Genomic DNA, 20,585 nt, shown 5'->3' on the forward strand with positions numbered 1-20,585 from the left:
CGCAGCACACCGTGCGCCGTGCGCACGGTTGCCCGGAGGGCAATCCAGCCTCGCCGGCACACTCCAGCCTCGCCGGCGTTTGAGGCGCGGGGGTCCGGGGGCTGGCCCCCGGGAACGGCGCCGCACGCGGCAACGGGTCCGGGCGGAGCCCGGGGAACGGGGGAAGGGTGGGGCGGGGACTCCTCGCCCCGCGCAGCGGCAAGCCGGGGCAGCCGGGGCTAGTAGGACTTGGGGAGGCCCAGGGTCTGGTGGGAGATGAAGTTGAGGATCATCTCCCGGCTGACCGGGGCGATCCGGGCCACCCGGGAGGCGACGATAAGCGCCGCGAGGCCGTATTCGCGGGTGAGGCCGTTGCCGCCCAGGGTGTGGACGGACTGGTCCACCGCCCGGACGCAGGCCTCCCCCGCGGCGTACTTCGCCATGTTCGCGGCCTCGCCCGCGCCCATGTCGTCGCCGGCGTCGTAGAGGTGGGCCGCCTTCTGCATCATCAGGCGGGCCAGTTCGAGGTCTATGTGGGCGGCCGCCAGGGGGTGCGCAATGGCCTGGTGGGCGCCGATCGGGGTCTTCCAGACCTGGCGGGTCTTCGCGTAGTCGACGGCCCGGGCGAGGGCGTAGCGGCCCATGCCGATGGCGAAGGCGGCGGTCATGACGCGCTCGGGGTTGAGGCCCGCGAAGAGCTGGAGCAGGCCCGCGTCCTCGTCGCCGACCAGGGCGGAGGAGGGGAGGCGCACGTCTTCGAGGACCAGCTCGAACTGCTTCTCCGCCGCCTGGAGTTCCATGTCGATGGGGGTGTAGGCGAAGCCGGGGGTTTCGCGGGGGACGATGAAGAGGCAGGGCTTGAGGCTGCCCGTGCGGGCGTCTTCCGTGCGGCCCACGATGAGGGTGGCGTCGGCGATGTCCACGCCCGAGATGAAGACCTTGCGGCCGGTGAGGACCCAGTCGTCGCCGTCGCGGCGGGCGGTGGTGGTGATGCGGTGGGAGTTGGAGCCGGCGTCGGGTTCGGTGATGCCGAAGGCCATGGTGCGCGTGCCGTCGGCGAGGCCGGGGAGCCAGGCCTGCTTCTGGGCCTCGGTGCCGAAGCGGGCGATGACCGTGCCGCAGATGGCAGGTGAGACCACCATCATGAGGAGCGGGCAGCCGGCGGCGCCGAGTTCTTCGAGGACGATGGAGAGTTCGGCGATGCCGCCGCCTCCGCCGCCGTACTCCTCGGGGAGGTTGACCCCGAGGTAGCCGAGCTTGGCGGCGTCTGCCCACAGTTCGTCGGGGTGCCCGCCCTCGCGGGCCGTACGGGCGAGGTACTCGCGGCCGTACTTGCGGCCGAGGGCGGCGACCGCCGCGCGCAGGGCCTGGTGTTCCTCAGTTTCGAGAGTCGTGGTGCCGAGCGTCGTGGTGCCGGGGGTGGAGCTCATGCTTCCTCCTGGACTACGGCGAGCAGGGCGCCGAATTCGACCTGTTGGCCGGTGACGGCGTGGAGCGCGGTGAGCGTGCCGGAGGCGGGCGCGAGGATGCGGTGTTCCATCTTCATGGCCTCCAGCCAGAGCAGGGGCTGCCCGGCGGTGACGGGGCTGCCGGGGGCGAGGCCCTCGGCGACGCGGACGACGGTGCCGGGCATGGGGGCGAGCAGGGAGCCCGGTTCGGTGCGGTCCTGGGGGTCCTCGAACCGGGGGACGGGGGTCAGGGCGTGGGAGCCGAGCACGGAGTCCACGTACGTCGTGTTCGAATTTTGTTTCACGTGGAACAGCCGCCGGACGCCGTCCACTTCGATGGTCACGAGGTCACGCGTGGCGGACAGGACGCGCACGCCGGGGTGGTCGAGGAGCTCCGGGGGCCCGGTGCGCGACGGGTGGTAGCGGACTTCGTACTCGGTCCCCGCGGTCGTGTAGCGGCGGCTCTGCGGCTGGGAGCGGAGGTTGCGCCAGCCGCCGAGGCGGGTGGCGAGGGGGGCGTCCGGGTCGGGCGCGGACTCGGCGAGGGCCGCGGCGAGCGCACTGAGCACGGGGGCCCGGTCGTCCGGGGCGGCCTCGGTGAGGGCGGGCAGGTGGCGCTCGTAGAAGCCGGTGTCGAGCCGGGCGGCCGCGAACTCCGGGTGCCGCAGGGAGCGTACGAGGAGCTCGCGGTTGGTGGTCAGGCCGTGGATCCGGGCTCCGGCGAGGGCGTGGGCCAGGGCGCGGACCGCCTCGGCGCGGGTCGGGGCCTGGGCGACGACCTTGGCGAGCATGGCGTCGTAGTGGACGGAGACGGTGTCCCCGTCGGTGAAACCGGTATCCACGCGGACCTCGCCGGGGACGGCGAGGGTGTGCAGGGTCCCGGTCTGCGGACGCCAGTCCTGGGCCGGGTCCTCGGCGTAGAGGCGGGCCTCGACGGCGTGTCCGGCGGGCGTCGGGGGGTGCAGGGGCAGGGCGGCGCCCTCGGCGATCCGCAGTTGCAGCGCGACGAGGTCGATCCCGAAGACCGCTTCGGTGACGGGGTGTTCCACCTGGAGGCGGGTGTTCATCTCCAGGAAGTACGGGCGCCCGTCGGCGGTGACGAGGAACTCGACCGTGCCCGCGCCCTCGTACGACACCGCGCGGGCGGCGGCCACGGCGGCCTCGTGGAGCGTGCTGCGCAGGGCCTCGGGGAGGCCGGGCGCGGGAGCTTCCTCGATGACCTTCTGGTGGCGCCGCTGGAGGGAGCAGTCGCGGGTGCCGAGCGCCCAGACGGTGCCGTGGGAGTCGGCGAGGATCTGCACCTCGACGTGGCGGCCGCGCTCCACGTAGGGCTCGGCGAAGACCTCTCCGTCGCCGAAGGCGGACAGGGCCTCGGCGGAGGCGGCTTCGAGGGATTCCTTGAGGGAGTCCAGGTCCCGGACCACCCGCATCCCGCGGCCGCCGCCGCCCGCCGCGGCCTTGAGGAGCAGCGGGAGGTCGGCGGTGGTGGCCGCGTGCGGGTCGACGGGGTCGAGCAGCGGGACTCCGGCGGCGCGCATCAGCTCCTTGGCCCGGGTCTTGGAGGCCATGGCCTCCATGGCCTCGGGTGGCGGGCCGACCCAGGTGAGCCCGGCGGCGCGGACGGCGCGGGCGAAGTCGGCGTTCTCGGAGAGGAACCCGTAGCCGGGGTGGACGGCGTCGGCGCCCGCCGCGAGGGCGGCCCCGATGATCAGGTCGCCGCGCAGGTAGGTGTCGGCGGGGGCCGCGCCGGGCAGCCGTACGGCCGCGTCGGCCGCGCGGACGTGCAGGGCGTCGGCGTCGGGGTCGGAGTGGACGGCGACGGTGGCCAGGCCCAGCGCGCGGGCCGTGCGGAAGACGCGGACGGCGATCTCGCCGCGGTTGGCGACGAGGAGGGAGGCCAGGTTGGTGTGCGGGGTGATGTGCGGGGTCATGTGGGGGCTCACATCCGGAAGACGCCGAAGCCGCCACGGGCGCCCTCGACGGGGGCGTTGTGGACGGCCGAAAGGCACAGGCCGAGGACGGTGCGGGTGTCGCGGGGGTCGATGACCCCGTCGTCGTAGAGCCGTCCGGACAGGAACATCGGCAGGGACTCGGACTCGATCTGCGCCTCCACGAAGGCGCGCATGCCGGCGTCGGCCTCTTCGTCGTAGGGCTGTCCCTTCGCCGCAGCCGACTGGCGGGAGACGATCGAGAGCACCCCGGCGAGCTGGGCGGGGCCCATGACCGCGGACTTGGCGCTGGGCCAGGCGAAGAGGAAGCGGGGCTCGTAGGCGCGGCCGCACATGCCGTAGTGGCCGGCGCCGTAGCTGGCGCCGATGAGGACGGAGAGGTGGGGGATCTTCGAGTTCGAGACGGCGTTGATCATCATCGAGCCGTGCTTGATGATGCCGCCCTGCTCGTACTCCTTGCCGACCATGTAGCCGGTGGTGTTGTGGAGGAAGAGGAGCGGGATGTCGCGCTGGTTGGCGAGCTGGATGAACTGGGCCGCCTTCTGCGATTCCGCGCTGAACAGCACCCCTTGGGCGTTGGCGAGGATACCGACGGGGTAGCCGTGCAGGCTCGCCCAGCCGGTGACCAGGCTGGTGCCGTAGAGGGGCTTGAACTCGTCGAAGTCGGAGGCGTCGACGATCCGGGCGATGACCTCGCGCGGGTCGAAGGGGGATTTGAGATCGGCGGGGACGATGCCGAGGAGTTCCTCCGGGTCGTGCAGGGGTTCTTCGGCGCGGGCCGGATCGGAGTGGGCCTTGCGGTGGTTGAGGCGGGCGACGACGCGGCGGGCCTGGCGGATGGCGTCGTGCTCGTCGAGGGCGTAGTAGTCGGCGAGGCCCGAGGTCCGGGCGTGCATGTCGGCTCCGCCGAGGGACTCGTCGTCGCTCTCCTCGCCGGTGGCCATCTTGACGAGCGGCGGGCCGCCCAGGAACACCTTGGAGCGGTCCTTGATCATGATGGTGTGGTCCGACATGCCGGGGATGTACGCGCCTCCGGCGGTGGAGTTGCCGAAGACGACGGCGATGGTGGGGACGCCGTCGGCCGAGAGCCGGGTGAGGTCGCGGAAGATGGCGCCGCCCGGGATGAAGATCTCCTTCTGGGAGGGGAGATCGGCTCCGCCGGACTCGACGAGGCTGATGCAGGGCAGTCGGTTCTGGCGGGCGATCTCGTTGGCGCGGAGCGCCTTTTTGAGCGTCCAGGGGTTGGAGGCGCCGCCGCGGACCGTGGGGTCGTTGGCGGTGACCAGGCATTCGACGCCCTCGACGGTGCCGATGCCGGTGACCATGGAGGCGCCGACCGGGTAGTCGCTGCCCCAGGCGGCGAGCGGGGACAGCTCCAGGAACGGGGTGTCCGGGTCGAGGAGCAGCTCGACGCGCTCGCGGGCGAGCAGCTTGCCGCGGGTCTTGTGCCGGGCGGTGTACTTCTCGCCGCCGCCGGCGAGGGCGGTGGCGTGCGCGGCATCGAGCTCGGCGAGGCGTTCCAGGGCGGCGGTACGGGCCTGCGTGTGCTCGGGGGCGAGCGGGTCGACGGCACTCTTGAGGCGGGTCACGGGGTCCCCTCCGGGGCGGTGGCGGCGGGTACGGGGGGCTCCGCGGGCGGTTGTGGCGGGGCTGCGGAGGGCTCCGCGGGTGGTTGCGGCAAGGCTGCGGGAGGCTCCGTAGGCGGTTCCAGCAGGGCTGTGGGGATGTCCACGTGGCGGGAGCGGAGCCATTCGCCGAGGGCCTTGGCCTGGGGGTCGAAACGGTGGCCGGAGGCTACGCCGTCGCCGAGGATCCGGGTGATGGTGAAGTTGAGGGAGCGGAGGTTGGGGAGCTCGGCGCGGGTCACTTCCAGTGGGGCCGTTTCGGGGAGCAGCGCCTTGAAGGCTTCGACGGTGAGGGTGGTGCGCAGCCACTCCCAGGCGGGGGCGCTCTCGGCCCACACGCCGACGTTGGCGTCCCCGCCCTTGTCACCGCTGCGGGCCCCGACGATGGTGCCGAGCGGCACCCTGCGGGTGGGCGCGGTGGGCGCCGCCGCCTGATCCGGGATGGCCCGGGCCTCCGGCTCGGGGACTCCCAGGGCCTGCGGCTCGGGGGTGGTGGGCCCTGCCCCGTCGGCGTTTGAGGCGTGGGTCCGGGCGGAGTCCGGGGAACGGGGGAAGGGTGGGGAGGGGACAGGCCCCGCAGGGTCGGGGGCCGCGCGGACCGGCAGGCGGGTGCCGTCCGGCAGGACCGCCGTGTGGGGAACCCCGCCCGAGGCGACCGCGGTCGAGTCGAAGACTCCGTACGGCTGGGCCGGCGACGGCGGAGCCGTGACGTGGAATCCCGGGTAGCTGGCGAGCGCGAGCTCGATCGCCGCCGAAGTGAGGGGCCGGCCCACCCTGTCGGGGGACGGGTCGCGGACGACCAGGCGGAGCAGCGCGCTCGCGGTCTCCTCCGTCTCCGCGTCCTCGTGGTCCGTACGGGACAGCGTCCAGGAGACGGACTCCACCGGCGCGAGCAGAGCCGCCAGTTGCTCCCGCACCAGCGCGGCCTTCGCGTCCACGTCCAGGCCCGTCAGGACGAAGACGACCTCGTTGCGCCAGCCGCCGACGCGGGTCACGCCCACCTTGAGGGTGGCGGGCGGGGCTTCGCCCAGGACCCCGGAGATCCGGATCCGGTCCGCGCCCGCGTCCGACAGCCGGACCGTGTCCAGGCGGGCCGTCACGTCGGGGCCGAGGTAGCGGACTCCCTGGGTTTCGTAGAGGAGTTGCGCCGTGACCGTACCGACGCAGACGATGCCGCCCGTGCCCGGGTGCTTCGTGATGACCGACGAGCCGTCCGCGGCGATCTCCGCCAGCGGGAACCCCGGCCGGGACACGTCGTGCCGGGTGAAGAAGGCGTAGTTGCCGCCCGTGGCCTGCGTGCCGCATTCCAGTACGTGGCCCGCCACCACCGCACCCGCCAGCCGGTCGTGGTCGTCCGGCGCCCAGTCGAACCACCACGCCGCGGGCCCGCTCACCAGGGCCGCGTCGGTGACCCGGCCGGTCACCACCACGTCCGCGCCCGCCCGCAGGCAGGCCGTGATCCCGCCGCCGCCGAGGTAGGCGTTCGCGGTGAGCGCGCCCTCCCCGGACGGGAGCGGGTACGGCATCAGGTCGTCGCCCTCCACGTGCGCGACCGAGACGGGGACGGACAGCTTCGCGGCCAGCGCACGCACCGCTCCGGCGAGTCCCGCGGGGTTCAGGCCGCCGGCGTTCACGACGATCCGTACGCCCCGCTCGTGGGCGAGGCCGAGGCACTCCTCCAACTGGCGCAGGAAGGTCTTGGCGTAGCCGAGTTCCGGGTTCTTCAGCCGGTCGCGGCCGAGGATCAGCATGGTCAGCTCGGCCAGGTAGTCCCCGGTCAGTACGTCGAGGGGGCCGTCGGTCAGCATCTCGCGCAGGGCGTCGAAGCGGTCTCCGTAGAAGCCCGACGCGTTGCCGATCAGCAGGGGGCGCCGGGTCACCGGGAGGCCTCCGGCGCACGCCCCGGGCCCGCCGGGCCGGCGAAGGCCTGGGCGATGCCGAGCCAGCGGTCGGCGTCGGGGCCGGTCGCCGTCAGGGACAGGTCGGCGCGGTGGGCGCGCTGGGTCACCAGCAGGCAGAAGTCGAGCGCCGGGCCGGTGACCCGCTGCGGCGCGTCCTCGGGGCCGTACGTCCACACCTCGGCGCGGTCTCCCGGAGCCGTCAGCTCCACCCGGAACTCCCCGGCCGGCGCGGGCAGTCCCCGTACCGCGTACGCGTAGTCGCGCGCCCGCACTCCGATCCGCGCCACGTGCCGCAGCCGGGCCGTCGGTACGCGGCGCACCCCGAGCGCGTCGGCGACGTCCTGGCCGTGGGCCCAGGTCTCCATCAGGCGGGCGCTCGCCATCGACGCGGCCTTCATCGGCGGCCCGTACCAGGGGAACTTGGCGTCGGGGGAGGCCGCGGTGAGGGCCTCGCCGAGTGCGGTACGGCCGTCCCGCCAGCGGGCGAGCAGCTCGGCGGGGGCCAGTGCCGCACCCTCCTCGGCGCCCGCGTCGACGAAGGAGTCGGGGGCCTTCAGCGCCTCCTCGACGAGCCCCGCGAAGGCGGTGGCGTCGGTGAGGGCGAGCAGCGAGGCCCGGTCGGTCCAGTGCAGGTGGGCGATCTGGTGGGCGAGGCTCCAGCCGGGCGCGGGCGTGGGCTCCGCCCAGTCGGGGGCGGGCAACTCCCCGACCAGGGAGTCGAGTTCCCGGCCCTCCTCGCGGAGATCGGCGAAGACGGCGAAGGCGTTCTCGACAGCGGACGGATCGGGCACGGGTGCGCTCCCCTTCTCGGCGTGAGGGGAAGCGTGGCAGCCGCCACGAAAACAATCAAGCGTGCTTGCATTATTTTCTGGAAGGTGACCCGGGGGTGCGCGATCGGGAACTTGGACGTCGAGGTGCCTCCTCAACCACCTTCCAGCCAGGCCACGTTGACTCAAACGGCCAGTTCAGGGGCGGCACGCAGAGTGCGTGGGAGGCAACGCACGCCCACTCCGACTGCGCTGCGCCCCTGCCGTCTATCGTGCAGGGGCGCAGCTGCGTCTCACTTGTAGGGGAAGGACCCGCCCGTGTCTGTCCAGCGCCATCGGCGCCTCACCGCCCTCGCAGCTCTCGGGGCCCTCGGAGTCGTGCTCCTCAGCGGGTGCTCCTTCACCAGGGAACCGGTGGATACGGCGGGCATCCCCACGGCCCTGCCCGCGCCCGACCCCCACGGCGCCTACTCCACCGAGGACGCCGACCGCGCCGCACAGTTGCAGCAATGGGCGTCCATCAACGCCGGCAGCGACCCCGAGGCGGCGGTCACGCACATCAAGGCCGTACAGGTCGTGGAGTCCGGCGACAGACAGCTGGTCTACCTCCACACGGACCTGCCGCACGCCGAGAACGGCGAGCCGCCCGAGCAGACGGCCGGCCTGTTCGCCGTCTACGAGGCGTGGCCCAACCGACCCGCCACGGCCGTTCAGATCGGAGCGTTCGACGCCGACGGACATCGCGTGGGCACCGCGGGGGTCCCCGCCACCACGCCCCCGGGCATCTGAGAACCTGGCCCGGCACGGGATCCCGGCCGTCGGCGGGGCTTGCGCGGCGCACGGGCCCGCGGCGAGGATCCACGTCATGGCTGAACGCGAGGACAAAGGCGACGGCGAGGGCAACGACAAGGGCGAAGGCATGCTCACGGGCTCCGTCAAAGGCGTGATGTTCGACTTCTCCGGCACCCTCTTCCGCGTCGAACCCACCGAGGACTGGCTGCGCGCGGTCGTGGCGGACGCCGGGATCGACCTGCCCGAGGCAGAACTCACCGCCTGCGCAGCCCTGCTGGAAGAGGCCGGCGCCCTTCCGGGCGGCGCCTCGCCGCGGCGGCTGCCGGCCCGGATCGAGCCGCTGTGGCGGGAGCGGGACCTGAGCCCCGAGCAGCACCGGGCCGCCTACACCGCCCTCACCCGCGAGGTGCCGCTGCCCTCCGCGGAGCTGGCCGACGCCCTCTACGAACGGCACCGGATCCCCGCGGCCTGGCGGCCCTACCCCGATACCGCGGCCACGCTCGCCGCCCTGCGCGAACGGGGCGTCCCCGTCGCCGTCGTCAGCAACATCGGCTGGGACCTGCGGCCCGTCTTCCGCGCCCACGGGGTCGACCGGTTCGTCGACGCGTACGTGCTCTCCTTCGAGCACGGGGTCCAGAAGCCCGACCCCCGCCTGTTCCAGGTCGCCTGCGACGCCCTCGGAGCGGCGCCGGCGGACGTGCTCATGATCGGCGACGACGCCGTCGCGGATACGGGGGCCGCGGCGCTTGGCTGCCCGGTCCGGCTGGTCGAGCACCTGCCCGTCGAGCAGCGGCCGAGCGGACTGACCTCGGCGCTCGGGCCGCTCGGGCTCCTCTGACGCGCGGCCGCGCGGAAGGGATCAAGCGGCGGCGTCGGCCGCGCGGCGGCTGAAGTCCATCGTCCAGTTGTGGACCCAGTTCTTCTCGGCCCCGTCGGCCGAGAAGAACTGCTCCCAGCGCGGGGAGTCCGCCTCCGTCCGCGACCACACGAACCGCACCCGGACGGCCTTGCCCCCGTAGGTGTCCTCGCCCTCGAAGACTCCCGTCCCCGTGGCCGGGTCGAACCCTCCGGTGACCGGCGGGAAGAGCGTTCCGGTCCGGCGGTTGGCCCAGTTGAGGGTCCACTGCTCGCGCTCGGGCTCGTAGAGCCGCAGGGTCATCCCCGCGAAGCCCTTCGTCGGGAACTCGATCTCGTCGAAGCTCGCGGCGCCGCCGAAGTGGCGGGTGGCCCGGGACACCGCCGGAAACGCCTCCCAGCCGCTGTCCGCGTCCAGGAAGTCGGCGAGCCACCGGTTGGACACGTCCCAGGTGCCGACGAGGAAGTCGAAGTCGTTCATGTGCGGTCTCCCCAACAACTGTTCTCTAGCTGTTCTGCGCTGATGGGGGAACCGTAGGAGCACTTCACTGACATCCTCTGTCAGTGAAGTGCAAGTGAAGTCCAGCCGGCTGCTCTCGATCCTGCTCCTGCTCCAGACCCGCGGCCGGATGACCGCCGCAGAGCTCGCCGAGGAGCTGGAGGTGTCGGTCCGTACGGTCTACCGCGACGCGGAGGCCCTGGCCGCCGCCGGTGTCCCGCTGTACGGCGACGCCGGGCACAGCGGCGGCTACCAGCTCCTCGACGGCTACCGCACCCGCCTCACCGGGCTGGCCCCGGGCGAGGCGGAGGCCCTCTTCCTCACCTCGATGCCGGGACCGGCCGCCGAACTCGGCCTCGGCCGCGCCCTGTCCACCGCCCAGCTGAAGCTGCGCGCCGCCCTGCCCGCGGAGCTGCGTGCGCAGTCCGACCGGATGCGGCTGCGGTTCCACCTGGACGCGCCCGGCTGGTACGCGGAGCACGGGGAGACCCCGCACCTGGGCCGGATCGCCGACGCGGTGTGGCAGGGGCGGATCGTCGAGATCCGGTACCGGCGCTGGAAGGAACCCCACGAGGTGGACCGGCGGCTGGCCCCGTACGGGCTGGTCCTGAAGGCGGGGCGCTGGTACCTGGTCGCGGGAGCGGCGGGAGCGGCGGGTACGGAGGGCGCCGCGGCAGCGTCCCCGCGCACCTATCGCGTGGACCAGATCCTGGCGGTGCGGGAGACCGGCGAGGAATGCGCGCTCCCCGACGGCTTCGAGCTGGCCGCCCACTGGCGGCGCAGCCAGGCGGAGTTCCACGAGCGGCTGTACCCGCAGGAGGCGGAGGTACGGGTCTCCGCGCGCGCGGCCGCCCGGCTGACCGGCGCCCAGGCCAGGGCCCTGGCCGCCACCGGGACCCCGGACCCGGAACTGCCCGGGTGGACACGGGCGGTCCTCCCGATCGAGTCGCAGGACCACGCGGAGGCGCAGTTCCTGCAGCTCGGCGCGGAGGCGGAGGTACTCGCCCCGCCCGCCCTGCGCCGACGCATCGGAGCGGCCGCCGCCGCGACGGCGGCGCGCTACGGGACGGCGGGCGGCAAGGGTGCGGGCTCGGGTGCGGACTCGGATGCGGACTCGGACCAGCAGGGGTGAGAACGGAGCCGCGGGCCGTTTCGGTTGAGGGCTTCCCTCCGGTGCGGGTGGCTGGGATGCTCCCCGCATGACGACTCCTCGGATGTACTTCGCCGTTGCCGCCCTGAGCGCCCTCGCGCTGGGCGTGGCCATGGCCAGCGGCTGGGGCCAGGACTTCCCGGACGGGGAGCACGCCGAGGCGAACGTCCAGCACGCCGACGTGACTCCCCTGCCGGCCGGCGACATCATCTGGAACTGACCGGACCGGCGTCGTGGCCTGAACTCGTCCCACCCCACCCCGTACCGCCCCTCAAACCTCCCTGGAACAAAGGGAGTCGGTATAGCGTCATCGCCGACCACGACGGGCAAGAGGTACGAGGTACGAGGTACGAGGTACGCCGTACCGGGCACGGGGGCTGGAGCGACATGAGTGTCGACGTTCGCTATCGGGTGGAACGGATCGCGCTGGCCCTGATGTCCACATCGGGCGTCGTGGTACTGATCGCGGACCTCCTCGGGTGGCTCGACGCACTCGCTCCCGGGGGTGCGCTCCCCAAGGTGACCCTGCTCATCCTGAGCACGGTCACCGTGTTCCTCCTGCTGGAGATCGACCGTCTGCGCAAGCTCGACGTGGTCGAGGCGCAGGTCACCCGGCTCGACGAGACCCTCCGGACGCAGATCGCCCGGCTCGACACCGGCTTCCAGGCGCAGCTCGCCAAGCTGGACATCCGATATGGCGTCAGTGAACCCTTTCCGCCGGTACTTGGCCACGAAAACCAAGTGAACGTGCAGGTGGCAGACAACATGACGCCCGGTTCTGACATCGGGATGAGGATTCCAGCTCGTCGACATAAACCACTGCTAGGTTCCCGATCGTGAGCCAAGACACCCTGGCCAAGCGACAGTTCGGGCACCGTGCCCGGCTCGCGCTGTCGCCTGCCGGGGTTAGCAAGGCAGATGATCAGGCGCACGCGGCCCGCACCATGTGGAACCTGCTGCATGCGTGGTGGCAGATGATGCCGAAGGAGAAGCGGACCCTGGCGAACGCGGATGCAGCGATCCGCCAGGCCCGGGGCGACATCGACTTTCTTGCTGTTCTTCCCGCCCAGGCCGCGCAAGCGGTGCTGAAAACGTACTTCCAGGCATGGCAGAACTGCTGGGACGGCCGGGCCGACGCCCCGAACTTCAAGGGCCGGCTGCGCACGGTGATGTCCGTTGACGTCCCGCAGGGCCGGGACCTGAACATTATCCGCGTGCATCGCAGGTGGGGCATGGCCAACCTGCCGAAGATCGGCCGGGTCCGCTTCCGGTGGACCAAGGACCTGCCCATGGGCAAGCGTGCAGGCGTGGAGAACCGAATCACCGGGGCGCGGCTGGTCAAGGACGCTCTCGGCTGGCACATCGCCTTCCGCGTCCAGACCTTGGAGGTCAAGCCCGAGCCCCACCAAGGGCCAGAGATCGGCATCGACTTGGGCGTCACTGTCCCCATCGCCCTCTCCGACGGGGAGACGTACGAACACGACGAGTGGCTGACGGAGAGGGAGCAGGCGAAGCTCCTGCGCCTGGAGCAGCGCGCCGCACGGCGTAAGCGGCACCGCACGCCCGGCGAACACACCAGCCGTCGGCTGCACCACACCTACGACCAGATCGCAGGACTCCGCGCGAAAGCCAAGCGCAGGGCACTGGACTGGCAGCACAAGACGACCACCACCATCGCCCGCACCTACGGCACCGTCGTGGTCGAAGCACTCACCATCACGAACATGGTCAGGTCCGTCAAGGGCACAGCCGACCAGCCGGGAACGAACCTCGCCCAGAAATCCGGGCTGACCCACTCCATCAGCGGGGAGGCGTGGGGCCGGACGGTCACCATGCTCGCGTACAAGACCGCCCAGAACGGCGGCGCCCTGTGCAAGGTTCCCGCCCCCGGCACCTCTCAACGCTGCTCAGCGTGCGGCTTGACCACGCCCGGCAGTCGGGAGTCCCAGGCCGTGTTCGTGTGCAAGAACCCGGACTGCGGGTGGTCGGGCAACGCCGACTGGAACGCGGCCCGGAACGTCTTGCACCTGTACCGGATGGGCCTCGCGCTCATCCCGGCTGCCGGAAGGGCAGTCGTCAGGCGCGCCAAGCGCGTCAAGCCCGCTGCCGCAAGGTAAGCGGGAATCTCCCGGCTCCAGCCGGGAGAGCACTTCAACATCCGCATCTGGTCCACGACGCGAAGACTCATTCGCTCGCGACGGTGTCCCTGCTGTCCGACACCCACTCCGACCGGCTGGCCGCCCGGGTGACCGAACTCCTCGGCCGAGGGAACGGGGCGGACGGATCGGACGCGGCGGACGGGGCGGCGGACAGGGCGGACAGGGCGGACAGGGCGGACGGCTTCAGGGAGATCGAGGAGCGGGCGCTGCGGCTCAAGGCCGGCTTCTACGATCAGTTCCTGCCCGCGCTGGACCCCTCGACGACGGCCTGAGCAGCGGAAACGTCCCGCGGACGGATCTACGGGCGGGTCTGTGAGCGGACCGCGCCCATGCTCGCCACGATGACCAGCGCGATCGCCGCCGCGTCGAGCGCCGACAGTGCCTGGTTCAGGATCAGGAACCCGGCCGTCGCGGCGATCGCGGGCTCCAGGCTCATCAGGATCGCGAAGGTCGGCGCCGGGAGCCTGCGCAGGGCGAGCAGTTCCAGCGTGTAGGGCAGGACCGAGGACAGCAGCGCCACGCCGAGGCCCAGGAGCAGGGTGCTGGGGTGCAGCAGGGCCGAGCCGGCCTCGATCACGCCGAGCGGCAGGGACAGTACGGCGGCCACGGCCATCGCCAGCGCCAGCCCGTCGGCCTGCGGGAACCGGCGGCCGGTCCGCGCGCTGAACACGATGTACGCCGCCCACATGCCGCCCGCCGCGAGGGCGAAGGCCGCGCCCAGCGGGTCGAGCCCGCCGAGGCCGCCTCCGCCGTGGGTGGACAGCAGGACGACTCCGGCCAGCGCCAGCCCGGCCCACAGCAGGTTCAGCAGGCGGCGGGAGGCCACGACGGAGAGCACCAGCGGGCCCAGCACCTCCAGGGTGACGGCGGGGCCGAGGGGGATGCGGTCGATGGCCTGGTAGAAGAACCCGTTCATGCCGGCCATGGTCACGCCGAACCACACCACGGTCGACCAGTCGGAGCGGGAGTACCCGCGCACCTTGGGCCGGCAGACGAGCAGCAGCACCAGTGCGGCCGCGGCGAGCCGCAGCGTGACCACGCCGGCCGCGCCCGCCCGCGGCATGAGCATCACCGCGAGGGCGGCGCCGAACTGCACCGAGACGCCCGCCGTGACCACCAGGGCGACGGGGCCGAAGCGGGCCCGGAAGGAGCCGTCCGCGGGGGCGACTGCCGTCGTCTGCGGCAGCTCGATGGGCGTGGCGGTGCTCGGGGCGGTGCTCGTGGGTGAGGAGGGTGCGGGCATTTATCCAGATTAGGGGGTCGGTAAGGAGCGTGCGTCCGTGTTTTGCCTTACATCTTGTGTACGTCCGGTTCCGGCGGGCCCTCCGCCAGGCCCTCCGCCAGGACCTCCGCCAGGACCTCCGCCAGGTGGCGGGCCCGGCCGCCGGCCAGCTGCGCGATCTGGGTCCGGCAGGAGAACCCGTCCGCCAGCACCTCCGTACCCGGAGCGGCCGCCCGCAGCGACGGCAGCAGCTGCTCCTCGGCGCAGGCCACGGAGACCTCGTGGTGGCCGGGCTCGAAGCCGAAGTTGCCCGCGAGGCCGCAGCAGCCGCCGCTGAGCCCGCCCGTCAGCCCGGCGCGCTCGCGCAGCCGGCGGTCAGGGGCGTCGCCGAGGACGGCGTGCTGGTGGCAGTGGGTCTGGCCGGCGACCGGCCGGTCGAGGCGGGGCGGCTGCCAGTGCGGGGCGTACTCCTCCAGGGTCTCGGCGAAGGTGCGGACGGCCGCTGCGAGACGGGGTGCGCGGGGGTCCTCCGGGAGCAGGGCGGGCAGATCGGTGCGGAGCGCTGCCGCGCAGCTCGGTTCGAGGACGGTGACGGGCCCCGGCGGGTCGCCCACGGCGTCCAGGGTGCGGCGCAGGACCCTGCGGGCGGCGTCCAGGCGGCCCGTGGAGATGTAGGTCAGCCCGCAGCAGACGCGGCCCTCCGGCAGCACGGTCTCCAGGCCCGCGGCCCGCAGCACCCGGACCGCGGCGTGGCCGGCCTCGGGAGCGAGGTACTCCGTGAACGTATCGGGCCACACCGTCACGACGGGAGCGGTCCCGGGCGTGCCCTGCGGGCGGCCGTCCCCTACCCGCCCTTCCTCCGTTCCCCGGGGCTGTGCCCCGGACCCCCTGGGGCTCCGCCCCAGACCCCGCGCCTCAAACGCCGGCGGGGCTGGATTGTGGCCGGCGTCGCCTTGAACGTGCACGCCCGGCGGGCTGGATTGCCCGGAGGGCAAGTCCAGCCCCGCCGGCGTTTGAGGCGCGGGGGTCCGGGGGCCGGCCCCCGGCAACGGCGCCGCACCCGGCAAGGGGTCCGGGCGCAGCCCGGGGAACGGAGGAAGGGCGGGTAGGGGACCCGGCCCCGCGGAGCGGAGCGCCGCGCGCCACCCGCGGGTGAAGGGGGTTCCGGCCAGGCGGGGCAGCGCACGGGACCGCTCCAGGCCCGGGACGCGGAGGTAGCGGGATACGAGGTTCAGGGGGCCGGCCAGGCGGAGGGCCGCGATCAGGCGGAGCCACCCCGGCAGGCCGCCCAGGACGTAGTGGGAGAGCGGGCGCAGCCGGCCGGCCCAGTGGTGGTGGAGGAACTCCGCCTTGTAGGAGGCCATGTCGACCCCCACCGGGCAGTCGCTGCGACAGCCCTTACAGCTGAGGCAGAGGTCCAGCGCCTCGGCCACCTCCGCCGAACGCCAGCCGTCCCGGATGATCTCTCCGGCCAGCATCTCGTGCAGCAGCCGGGCCCGCCCCCGCGTGGAGTGGCGTTCCTCCCCCGTGGCCCGGTACGACGGGCACATCACCTCCGGCCCCCCGACCTCCGTCGACCGGCACTTCGCGACGCCGACGCACCGCGCCACCTCCCCCGCCAGCGGTGACGCCGGCAGCACCGCGAAGCGGAGGTTCTCGTCGAGGCGGGCCGGGCGGACCAGGATCCCGGGGTTCATGCCGCCCGCCGGGTCCCAGAGCCGCTTGTACGACTCGAAGAGGCCGATCACCGCGGGCCCGTACATCCGCGGCAGCAGCTCCGCCCGGGCCTGTCCGTCCCCGTGCTCCCCGGACAGGGAGCCGCCGTGCGCGACCACGAGGTCGGCGAGGTCCGAGGAGAAGGCACGGAAGCGGGCCACGCCGGGCGGCGTCACGAGGTCGAAGTCGATGCGCACGTGGACGCAGCCCTCGCCGAAGTGGCCGTACGGGGATCCGCGCAGCCCGTGCTCCGCCAGCAGCGCCCGGAATTCCCGCAGGTAGGCGCCGAGCCGGGCGGGCGGTACCGCGCAGTCCTCCCACCCCGGCCAGGCCATCGTCCCGTCGGGCATCCGGGTGGCGGTGCCCGCCGCGTCCTCGCGGATCCGCCACAGGGCCCGCTGCGCCGCCGGGTCGGTGAGCAGCAGGCCGTCCACGGCGTCGGAGGCCCGTAGCAGGGTCCGCGCCGCGCCCTCGTCGCGCATCTCCGCGAACAGCCAGGCCCCGCCCCGCGGGAGCCCGGCGGCAGCCGCGCCGACCAGGTCGGCCGCCATCCCCTCCAGGGTCAGCGGCCCGTACCGCAGCAGCCCCGCCGCCGCCTCCGCGGCCGCGCTCTCGTCGGCGTACCCGAGGACGGCCAGCGCGGGGGCGGCCGGCAGCTCCACGAGCCGTACCAGCGCCTCGGTCACCACCCCGAGCGTGCCTTCGGTCCCGCAGAACGCCCTGGCCACTTCCACACCCCGCTCGGGGAGCAGCGCGTCCAGGTCCCCGTAGCCGGAGATCCGCCGCGAGAAGCCGTCGGCCGGGCCGCCCGCCATGCCGGTGCGCAGGACGGCGAGGTTTGCGGACACCAGCTCCCGCAGCCCGCCGGGCGCGCCCTCCCAGCCGGTGCCGAGCCGGTAGGAGGCGCCGCCGTACGCCGTCACCGCCAGCTCGGCGACGTTGTCGGCGGTGGTCCCCCAGGCCACCGAGTGAGCCCCGCAGGCGTTGTTGCCGATCATGCCGCCGAGCGTGCAGCGGGAGTGCGTGGAGGGGTCCGGTCCGAAGGTCAGCCCGTGCGGGCGGGCCGCGTCCCGCAGCCGGTCGAGGACCAGGCCGGGCTGGACGACGGCGGTGCGGGCGGCCGGGTCCAGGGAGAGCAGGCCGTTCATGTGCCGGGTGAGGTCGAGGACGACGCCGACGCCCGTCGCCTGGCCCGCGATGGAGGTGCCGCCGCCGCGCGGGACGACGGGGACCCCGGCCGCGGCGCACACCGCGAGCACGGCGGCCACGTCCTCGGCATCACGCGGGGCGACGACGCCGACCGGGACGCGGCGGTAGTTCGAGGCGTCCATCGTCGTCAGGGCGCGGGCGGCGGCGCCGAAGTCGACCTCGCCGCGCAGGTTCTTCCGCAAGGTCCGTTCGAGTTCACCGGGTGAGGTCACGGCGGACAGCCTCCCACCGCCTGCCGTCCGTCTCCCACCGGCTCGCGTCCACCCGCGTCATCTCATCGGGTGGACGCGGCTCCAAGGGGTGGACCCGGACCCGATACGCTCCGCTTGTGGCCGAGATCCAGATTCCCGCTGACATCAAGCCCGCCGACGGACGCTTCGGCGCGGGCCCCTCCAAGGTGCGGACCGAGGCGCTGGACGCCCTCGCCGCCACCGGTACCTCCCTGATCGGAACCTCCCACCGCCAGGCTCCGGTCAAGAACCTGGTCGGATCGGTTCGCCAGGGCCTCCGGGACCTCTTCTCCCTCCCCGAGGGCTACGAGGTGATCCTGGGCAACGGCGGCTCCACCGCCTTCTGGGACATCGCGACCGCCGGTCTCATCGAGCGGAAGTCGCAGCACCTCACCTTCGGCGAGTTCTCCTCCAAGTTCGCCAGCGCCGCGAAGTCCGCTCCGTGGCTGGACGCCCCGTCGGTGATCTCCTCCGACCCGGGCACCCACCCGGACCCGGTGGCCGAGGCGGGCGTGGACGTGTACGCGTACACCCACAACGAGACCTCGACGGGTGTCGCGGCGCCGATCAAGCGCGTCGCGGGCGCCGACGAGGGTTCCCTCGTCCTGGTGGACGCGACCTCGGGCGCCGGCGGTCTGCCGGTGGACATCACCGAGACCGACGTCTACTACTTCGCCCCGCAGAAGTCCTTCGCCTCCGACGGCGGCCTGTGGCTGGCGGCGTTCTCCCCGGCGGCCCTGGAGCGCGCGGCCCGCGTGCACGCCTCGGGCCGGCACATCCCGGAGTTCTTCTCGCTGCCGACGGCGATCGACAACTCGCTGAAGAACCAGACGTACAACACCCCGGCGCTCTCCACCCTCTTCCTGCTGGACCAGCAGCTGGAGTGGATGAACAGCCAGGGCGGTCTGGAGTTCACCACCGGCCGTACCTCGGCCAGCGCGGCCCACCTGTACGGCTGGGCCGAGGCGTCGAAGTACGCCAGCCCCTTCGTCGCGGACTCCGCCAAGCGCTCGGCCGTCATCGGCACGATCGACTTCTCGGACGACATCGACGCGGCGGCGGTCGCCAAGGTGCTGCGCGCCAACGGCATCGTGGACACCGAGCCCTACCGCAAGCTCGGCCGCAACCAGCTCCGCATCGCGATGTTCCCGGCGATCGACCCGGCGGACGTGCAGGCGCTCACCGCGTGCGTGGACTTCGTGATCGAAGCCCTCTGACCGACACGGTCTGACCGATACGGGCCCCGCCGTCCGACACGCTCCGGAGCCCCCGGTGACGCTTCGTCACCGGGGGCTCCGCGCTGTCCGCACCCCGCCTGAAGGGGCCCTGAGCCGGTCCTGAACGAGTCCTGAAGGCCGAGGCCCGCCACCCGACCCGCAACTCCGGGACCTTGGTCCCAAAAATCGGGGCAAAGGGCCAGCAAACGGAAGATCACCACTCCCTCCACGGCCTGCGGTTTCCTACCCCGGGACCTTCGGCAGGGGCCCCTCCCGGCGCCTCCGGGAGCTGCAACCAACCACCCCAGGATGTCCCTCATGTCTGGTGTGCCGGGAACGAACCCCGGCCCGTTCAGGAGGAACCCCATGCGCAAGGCACTCACCTTCTCGGCAATCGCCCTCGCCACGTCGATGGCCCTGGCAGCCCCCGCCGTCGCGTTCGCCGCCGACTCCACCCCGACGGCGTCGAGCAGCCCCTCCACCGGTACGGCCTCCGCCCCGGTGGCCCTGAAGCTCCCGGCCTCCTCGGCCAAGGTCGGCGACTCCGTCCAGATGTCGATGGAGGTCCCGGACGGTTCGACGAACCTGTACATCTCCTCCAAGGCCCTGAACGACGTCAAGATGACGGACGGCCGCGGCGCCACGGCCACCGTCGCCGATGTCCCCGCCGGCACCTACGGCATCTCCCTCACCGGCACGGGCCCCGACGGCAAGAAGCTCCAGGCCACCGCGCAGCTCACGGTCAAGGCCGACGCCCCGAAGCCGACCGAGTCCACCGTCAGCCTGTCCAAGGACAACGGCAAGCCGGGCGACAAGATCCAGGTCACCATCAAGACGGCGGCGAACGAGAAGAGCGCGTTCGTCAAGTCCGACGCCTTCGGCGGCCAGGTCAACCTGAAGAGCAACGGCAAGGGCGTCTGGACCGGCACCGCGGTCGTCGCCAAGGACGTCAAGTCCGGCTACTACGGCGTCGAGGCCTACGCGGGCGGCAAGAAGTTCGACACCGTCAAGTTCTCCACCGACGCCACCGGCCCGGTCACCCCGAAGCCGAAGCCGACCCCGGTCGACCCGAGCCACCACAAGACCCCCAAGGGTTCCGTGAACACCGGCCAGGCCCCGCTCGGCTGGGTCCCCTCGGACGCCGCGAACCATGGCTGAGCGGTCCGCCCCTGAACGCGCCCCCCGCCGGAGCGGCCGCGCACTGCGCGTGGCCGCCCTGGCGGGCGCCTCGGCGCTCACCGTCTTCCTGATCTCTTCCTGCTCCTCCGGCGGTGACGCCGCCGGCGGCGCGGTCAAGAACGACCCGGCCGACGCCAAGGCCTCCTCGGTGCTGAACGCCTCCGTCCCGGACCGCATCGTGATCCCGGACATCAAGGTCGACGCCCCGCTCGACACCGTCGGACTCGACGCCCAGGGCGCCATGAAGGAGCCCGACTTCGCCAAGCCCAAGGACGCGGCCTGGTACAAGGAGGGCCCGACCCCCGGGGAGGAGGGCGCGGCCGCCATAGTCGGGCACATGGACACCCCGCAGGTGCCCGAGGCCGTCTTCTACAACCTCAAGAAGCTGAAGAAGGACGAGAAGATCGAGGTCCACCGCGACGACGGCTCCACCGCCGTCTTCGCCGTGGACGAGATCGACACGTTCAAGAAGGACCGGTTCCCGACCGACAAGGTCTACGGGGACACCCACGGCAAGGCCGAGCTCCGCCTCATCACCTGCGGCGGCAACCTCACCAAGGACCGCCACTGGGACGCCAACGTCGTGGTGTTCGCCCACCTCGTGGGCAAGGCGTAGCCCGGCCTTCCCCCCGCGGCCTCCCAGTGGCGGCTGCTCGCCGCCTGGTTGGCGCCTACTCGACGCCTCATC

At 72.8% G+C, this 20,585-nt stretch carries 17 protein-coding genes and 1 pseudogene; 9 read left to right on the forward strand and 9 right to left on the reverse strand.

What is annotated here, in order from left to right; genetic code table 11:
* Nucleotides 1-218: 218 nt before the first annotated feature.
* The 5 genes from ACODT5_RS35405 to ACODT5_RS35425 form a co-directional block, all read right to left on the reverse strand.
* Nucleotides 219-1,409, reverse strand: coding sequence for an acyl-CoA dehydrogenase family protein (locus ACODT5_RS35405; RefSeq protein ID WP_422523172.1), 1,191 nt, complete (start codon nt 1,407-1,409; stop codon nt 219-221).
* Nucleotides 1,406-3,358, reverse strand: a complete 1,953-nt coding sequence (locus ACODT5_RS35410; RefSeq protein ID WP_422523173.1) for an acetyl/propionyl/methylcrotonyl-CoA carboxylase subunit alpha — start codon at nt 3,356-3,358, stop codon at nt 1,406-1,408. Before ACODT5_RS35410 ends, ACODT5_RS35405 begins: the two co-directional genes overlap by 4 nt.
* 8 nt (nt 3,359-3,366) lie before the next feature.
* Nucleotides 3,367-4,965, reverse strand: a complete 1,599-nt coding sequence (locus ACODT5_RS35415) for an acyl-CoA carboxylase subunit beta (RefSeq protein ID WP_422523174.1) — start codon at nt 4,963-4,965, stop codon at nt 3,367-3,369.
* Nucleotides 4,962-6,809: an acyclic terpene utilization AtuA family protein gene (locus tag ACODT5_RS35420; protein WP_479685674.1), complete on the reverse strand. Its 1,848-nt coding sequence runs from the start codon at nt 6,807-6,809 to the stop codon at nt 4,962-4,964. Before ACODT5_RS35420 ends, ACODT5_RS35415 begins: the two co-directional genes overlap by 4 nt.
* Nucleotides 6,810-6,877: 68 nt before the next feature.
* Nucleotides 6,878-7,693: a TIGR03084 family metal-binding protein gene (locus ACODT5_RS35425; RefSeq protein WP_422523176.1), complete on the reverse strand. Its 816-nt coding sequence runs from the start codon at nt 7,691-7,693 to the stop codon at nt 6,878-6,880.
* A gap of 294 nt (nt 7,694-7,987) precedes the next feature.
* On the opposite strand from ACODT5_RS35425, the gene ACODT5_RS35430 reads away from it, so the two are divergent.
* Nucleotides 7,988-8,458 (forward strand): hypothetical protein, encoded by a 471-nt coding sequence (locus ACODT5_RS35430; RefSeq protein ID WP_422523177.1) that lies wholly within the window; start codon nt 7,988-7,990, stop codon nt 8,456-8,458.
* Nucleotides 8,459-8,588: 130 nt separating this feature from the next.
* Entirely contained in the window at nt 8,589-9,299 is a 711-nt protein-coding gene (locus ACODT5_RS35435) for an HAD family hydrolase (protein ID WP_422525135.1), read from the forward strand.
* Between the two features lie 21 nt (nt 9,300-9,320).
* Here ACODT5_RS35435 and ACODT5_RS35440 read toward each other — a convergent pair whose 3' ends face one another.
* The gene (locus tag ACODT5_RS35440; protein WP_422523178.1) at nt 9,321-9,797 is read right to left on the reverse strand and encodes a hypothetical protein; all 477 of its coding nucleotides are present in this window, start codon (nt 9,795-9,797) and stop codon (nt 9,321-9,323) included.
* A 94-nt stretch (nt 9,798-9,891) separates the two neighbouring features.
* On the opposite strand from ACODT5_RS35440, the gene ACODT5_RS35445 reads away from it, so the two are divergent.
* Both ACODT5_RS35445 and ACODT5_RS35450 read left to right on the forward strand, forming a co-directional pair.
* Nucleotides 9,892-10,947 carry a helix-turn-helix transcriptional regulator gene (locus tag ACODT5_RS35445; protein ID WP_422523179.1) on the forward strand — a complete coding sequence of 352 codons (1,056 nt, stop codon included), beginning with the start codon at nt 9,892-9,894 and terminating at the stop codon, nt 10,945-10,947.
* A 67-nt stretch (nt 10,948-11,014) separates the two neighbouring features.
* The gene (locus ACODT5_RS35450; protein ID WP_385374778.1) at nt 11,015-11,185 is read left to right on the forward strand and encodes a hypothetical protein; all 171 of its coding nucleotides are present in this window, start codon (nt 11,015-11,017) and stop codon (nt 11,183-11,185) included.
* Nucleotides 11,186-11,655: 470 nt separating this feature from the next.
* Here ACODT5_RS35450 and ACODT5_RS35455 read toward each other — a convergent pair.
* A pseudogene (locus ACODT5_RS35455) lies at nt 11,656-11,778 on the reverse strand (IS200/IS605 family transposase); the annotation flags it as partial.
* Between the two features lie 23 nt (nt 11,779-11,801).
* Between ACODT5_RS35455 and ACODT5_RS35460 the strand changes: the two are divergent.
* Together ACODT5_RS35460 and ACODT5_RS35465 are read left to right on the forward strand one after the other, a co-directional pair.
* Nucleotides 11,802-13,082, forward strand: coding sequence for an RNA-guided endonuclease InsQ/TnpB family protein (locus tag ACODT5_RS35460; protein ID WP_422523180.1), 1,281 nt, complete (start codon nt 11,802-11,804; stop codon nt 13,080-13,082).
* A gap of 83 nt (nt 13,083-13,165) precedes the next feature.
* Nucleotides 13,166-13,396, forward strand: a complete 231-nt coding sequence (locus ACODT5_RS35465; RefSeq protein ID WP_422523181.1) for a hypothetical protein — start codon at nt 13,166-13,168, stop codon at nt 13,394-13,396.
* 26 nt (nt 13,397-13,422) lie between these two features.
* On the opposite strand, the gene ACODT5_RS35470 is transcribed toward ACODT5_RS35465, so the two are convergent.
* Nucleotides 13,423-14,367, reverse strand: a complete 945-nt coding sequence (locus ACODT5_RS35470) for an EamA family transporter (protein ID WP_422523182.1) — start codon at nt 14,365-14,367, stop codon at nt 13,423-13,425.
* Nucleotides 14,368-14,414: 47 nt separating this feature from the next.
* Entirely contained in the window at nt 14,415-17,393 is a 2,979-nt protein-coding gene (locus ACODT5_RS35475; protein ID WP_422525136.1) for an FAD-binding and (Fe-S)-binding domain-containing protein, read from the reverse strand.
* A gap of 206 nt (nt 17,394-17,599) precedes the next feature.
* Here ACODT5_RS35475 and serC point away from each other — a divergent pair, with 206 nt between their 5' ends.
* The 3 genes from serC to ACODT5_RS35490 all read left to right on the forward strand — a co-directional run bounded on the left by serC (nt 17,600) and on the right by ACODT5_RS35490 (nt 20,513).
* Nucleotides 17,600-18,718 (forward strand): phosphoserine transaminase, encoded by a 1,119-nt coding sequence (gene serC / locus ACODT5_RS35480; protein ID WP_422523183.1) that lies wholly within the window; start codon nt 17,600-17,602, stop codon nt 18,716-18,718.
* Nucleotides 18,719-19,084: 366 nt separating this feature from the next.
* Nucleotides 19,085-19,876: a hypothetical protein gene (locus ACODT5_RS35485; RefSeq protein WP_422523184.1), complete on the forward strand. Its 792-nt coding sequence runs from the start codon at nt 19,085-19,087 to the stop codon at nt 19,874-19,876.
* A complete protein-coding gene (locus tag ACODT5_RS35490; protein WP_422523185.1) occupies nt 19,869-20,513 on the forward strand; it encodes a class F sortase in 645 nt (214 codons plus the stop codon). The genes ACODT5_RS35485 and ACODT5_RS35490 overlap by 8 nt, the downstream gene beginning before the upstream one ends.
* Nucleotides 20,514-20,585: the final 72 nt, after the last annotated feature.

This window comes from Streptomyces tatrensis (assembly GCF_049310065.1).
Lineage (GTDB): Bacteria > Actinomycetota > Actinomycetes > Streptomycetales > Streptomycetaceae > Streptomyces.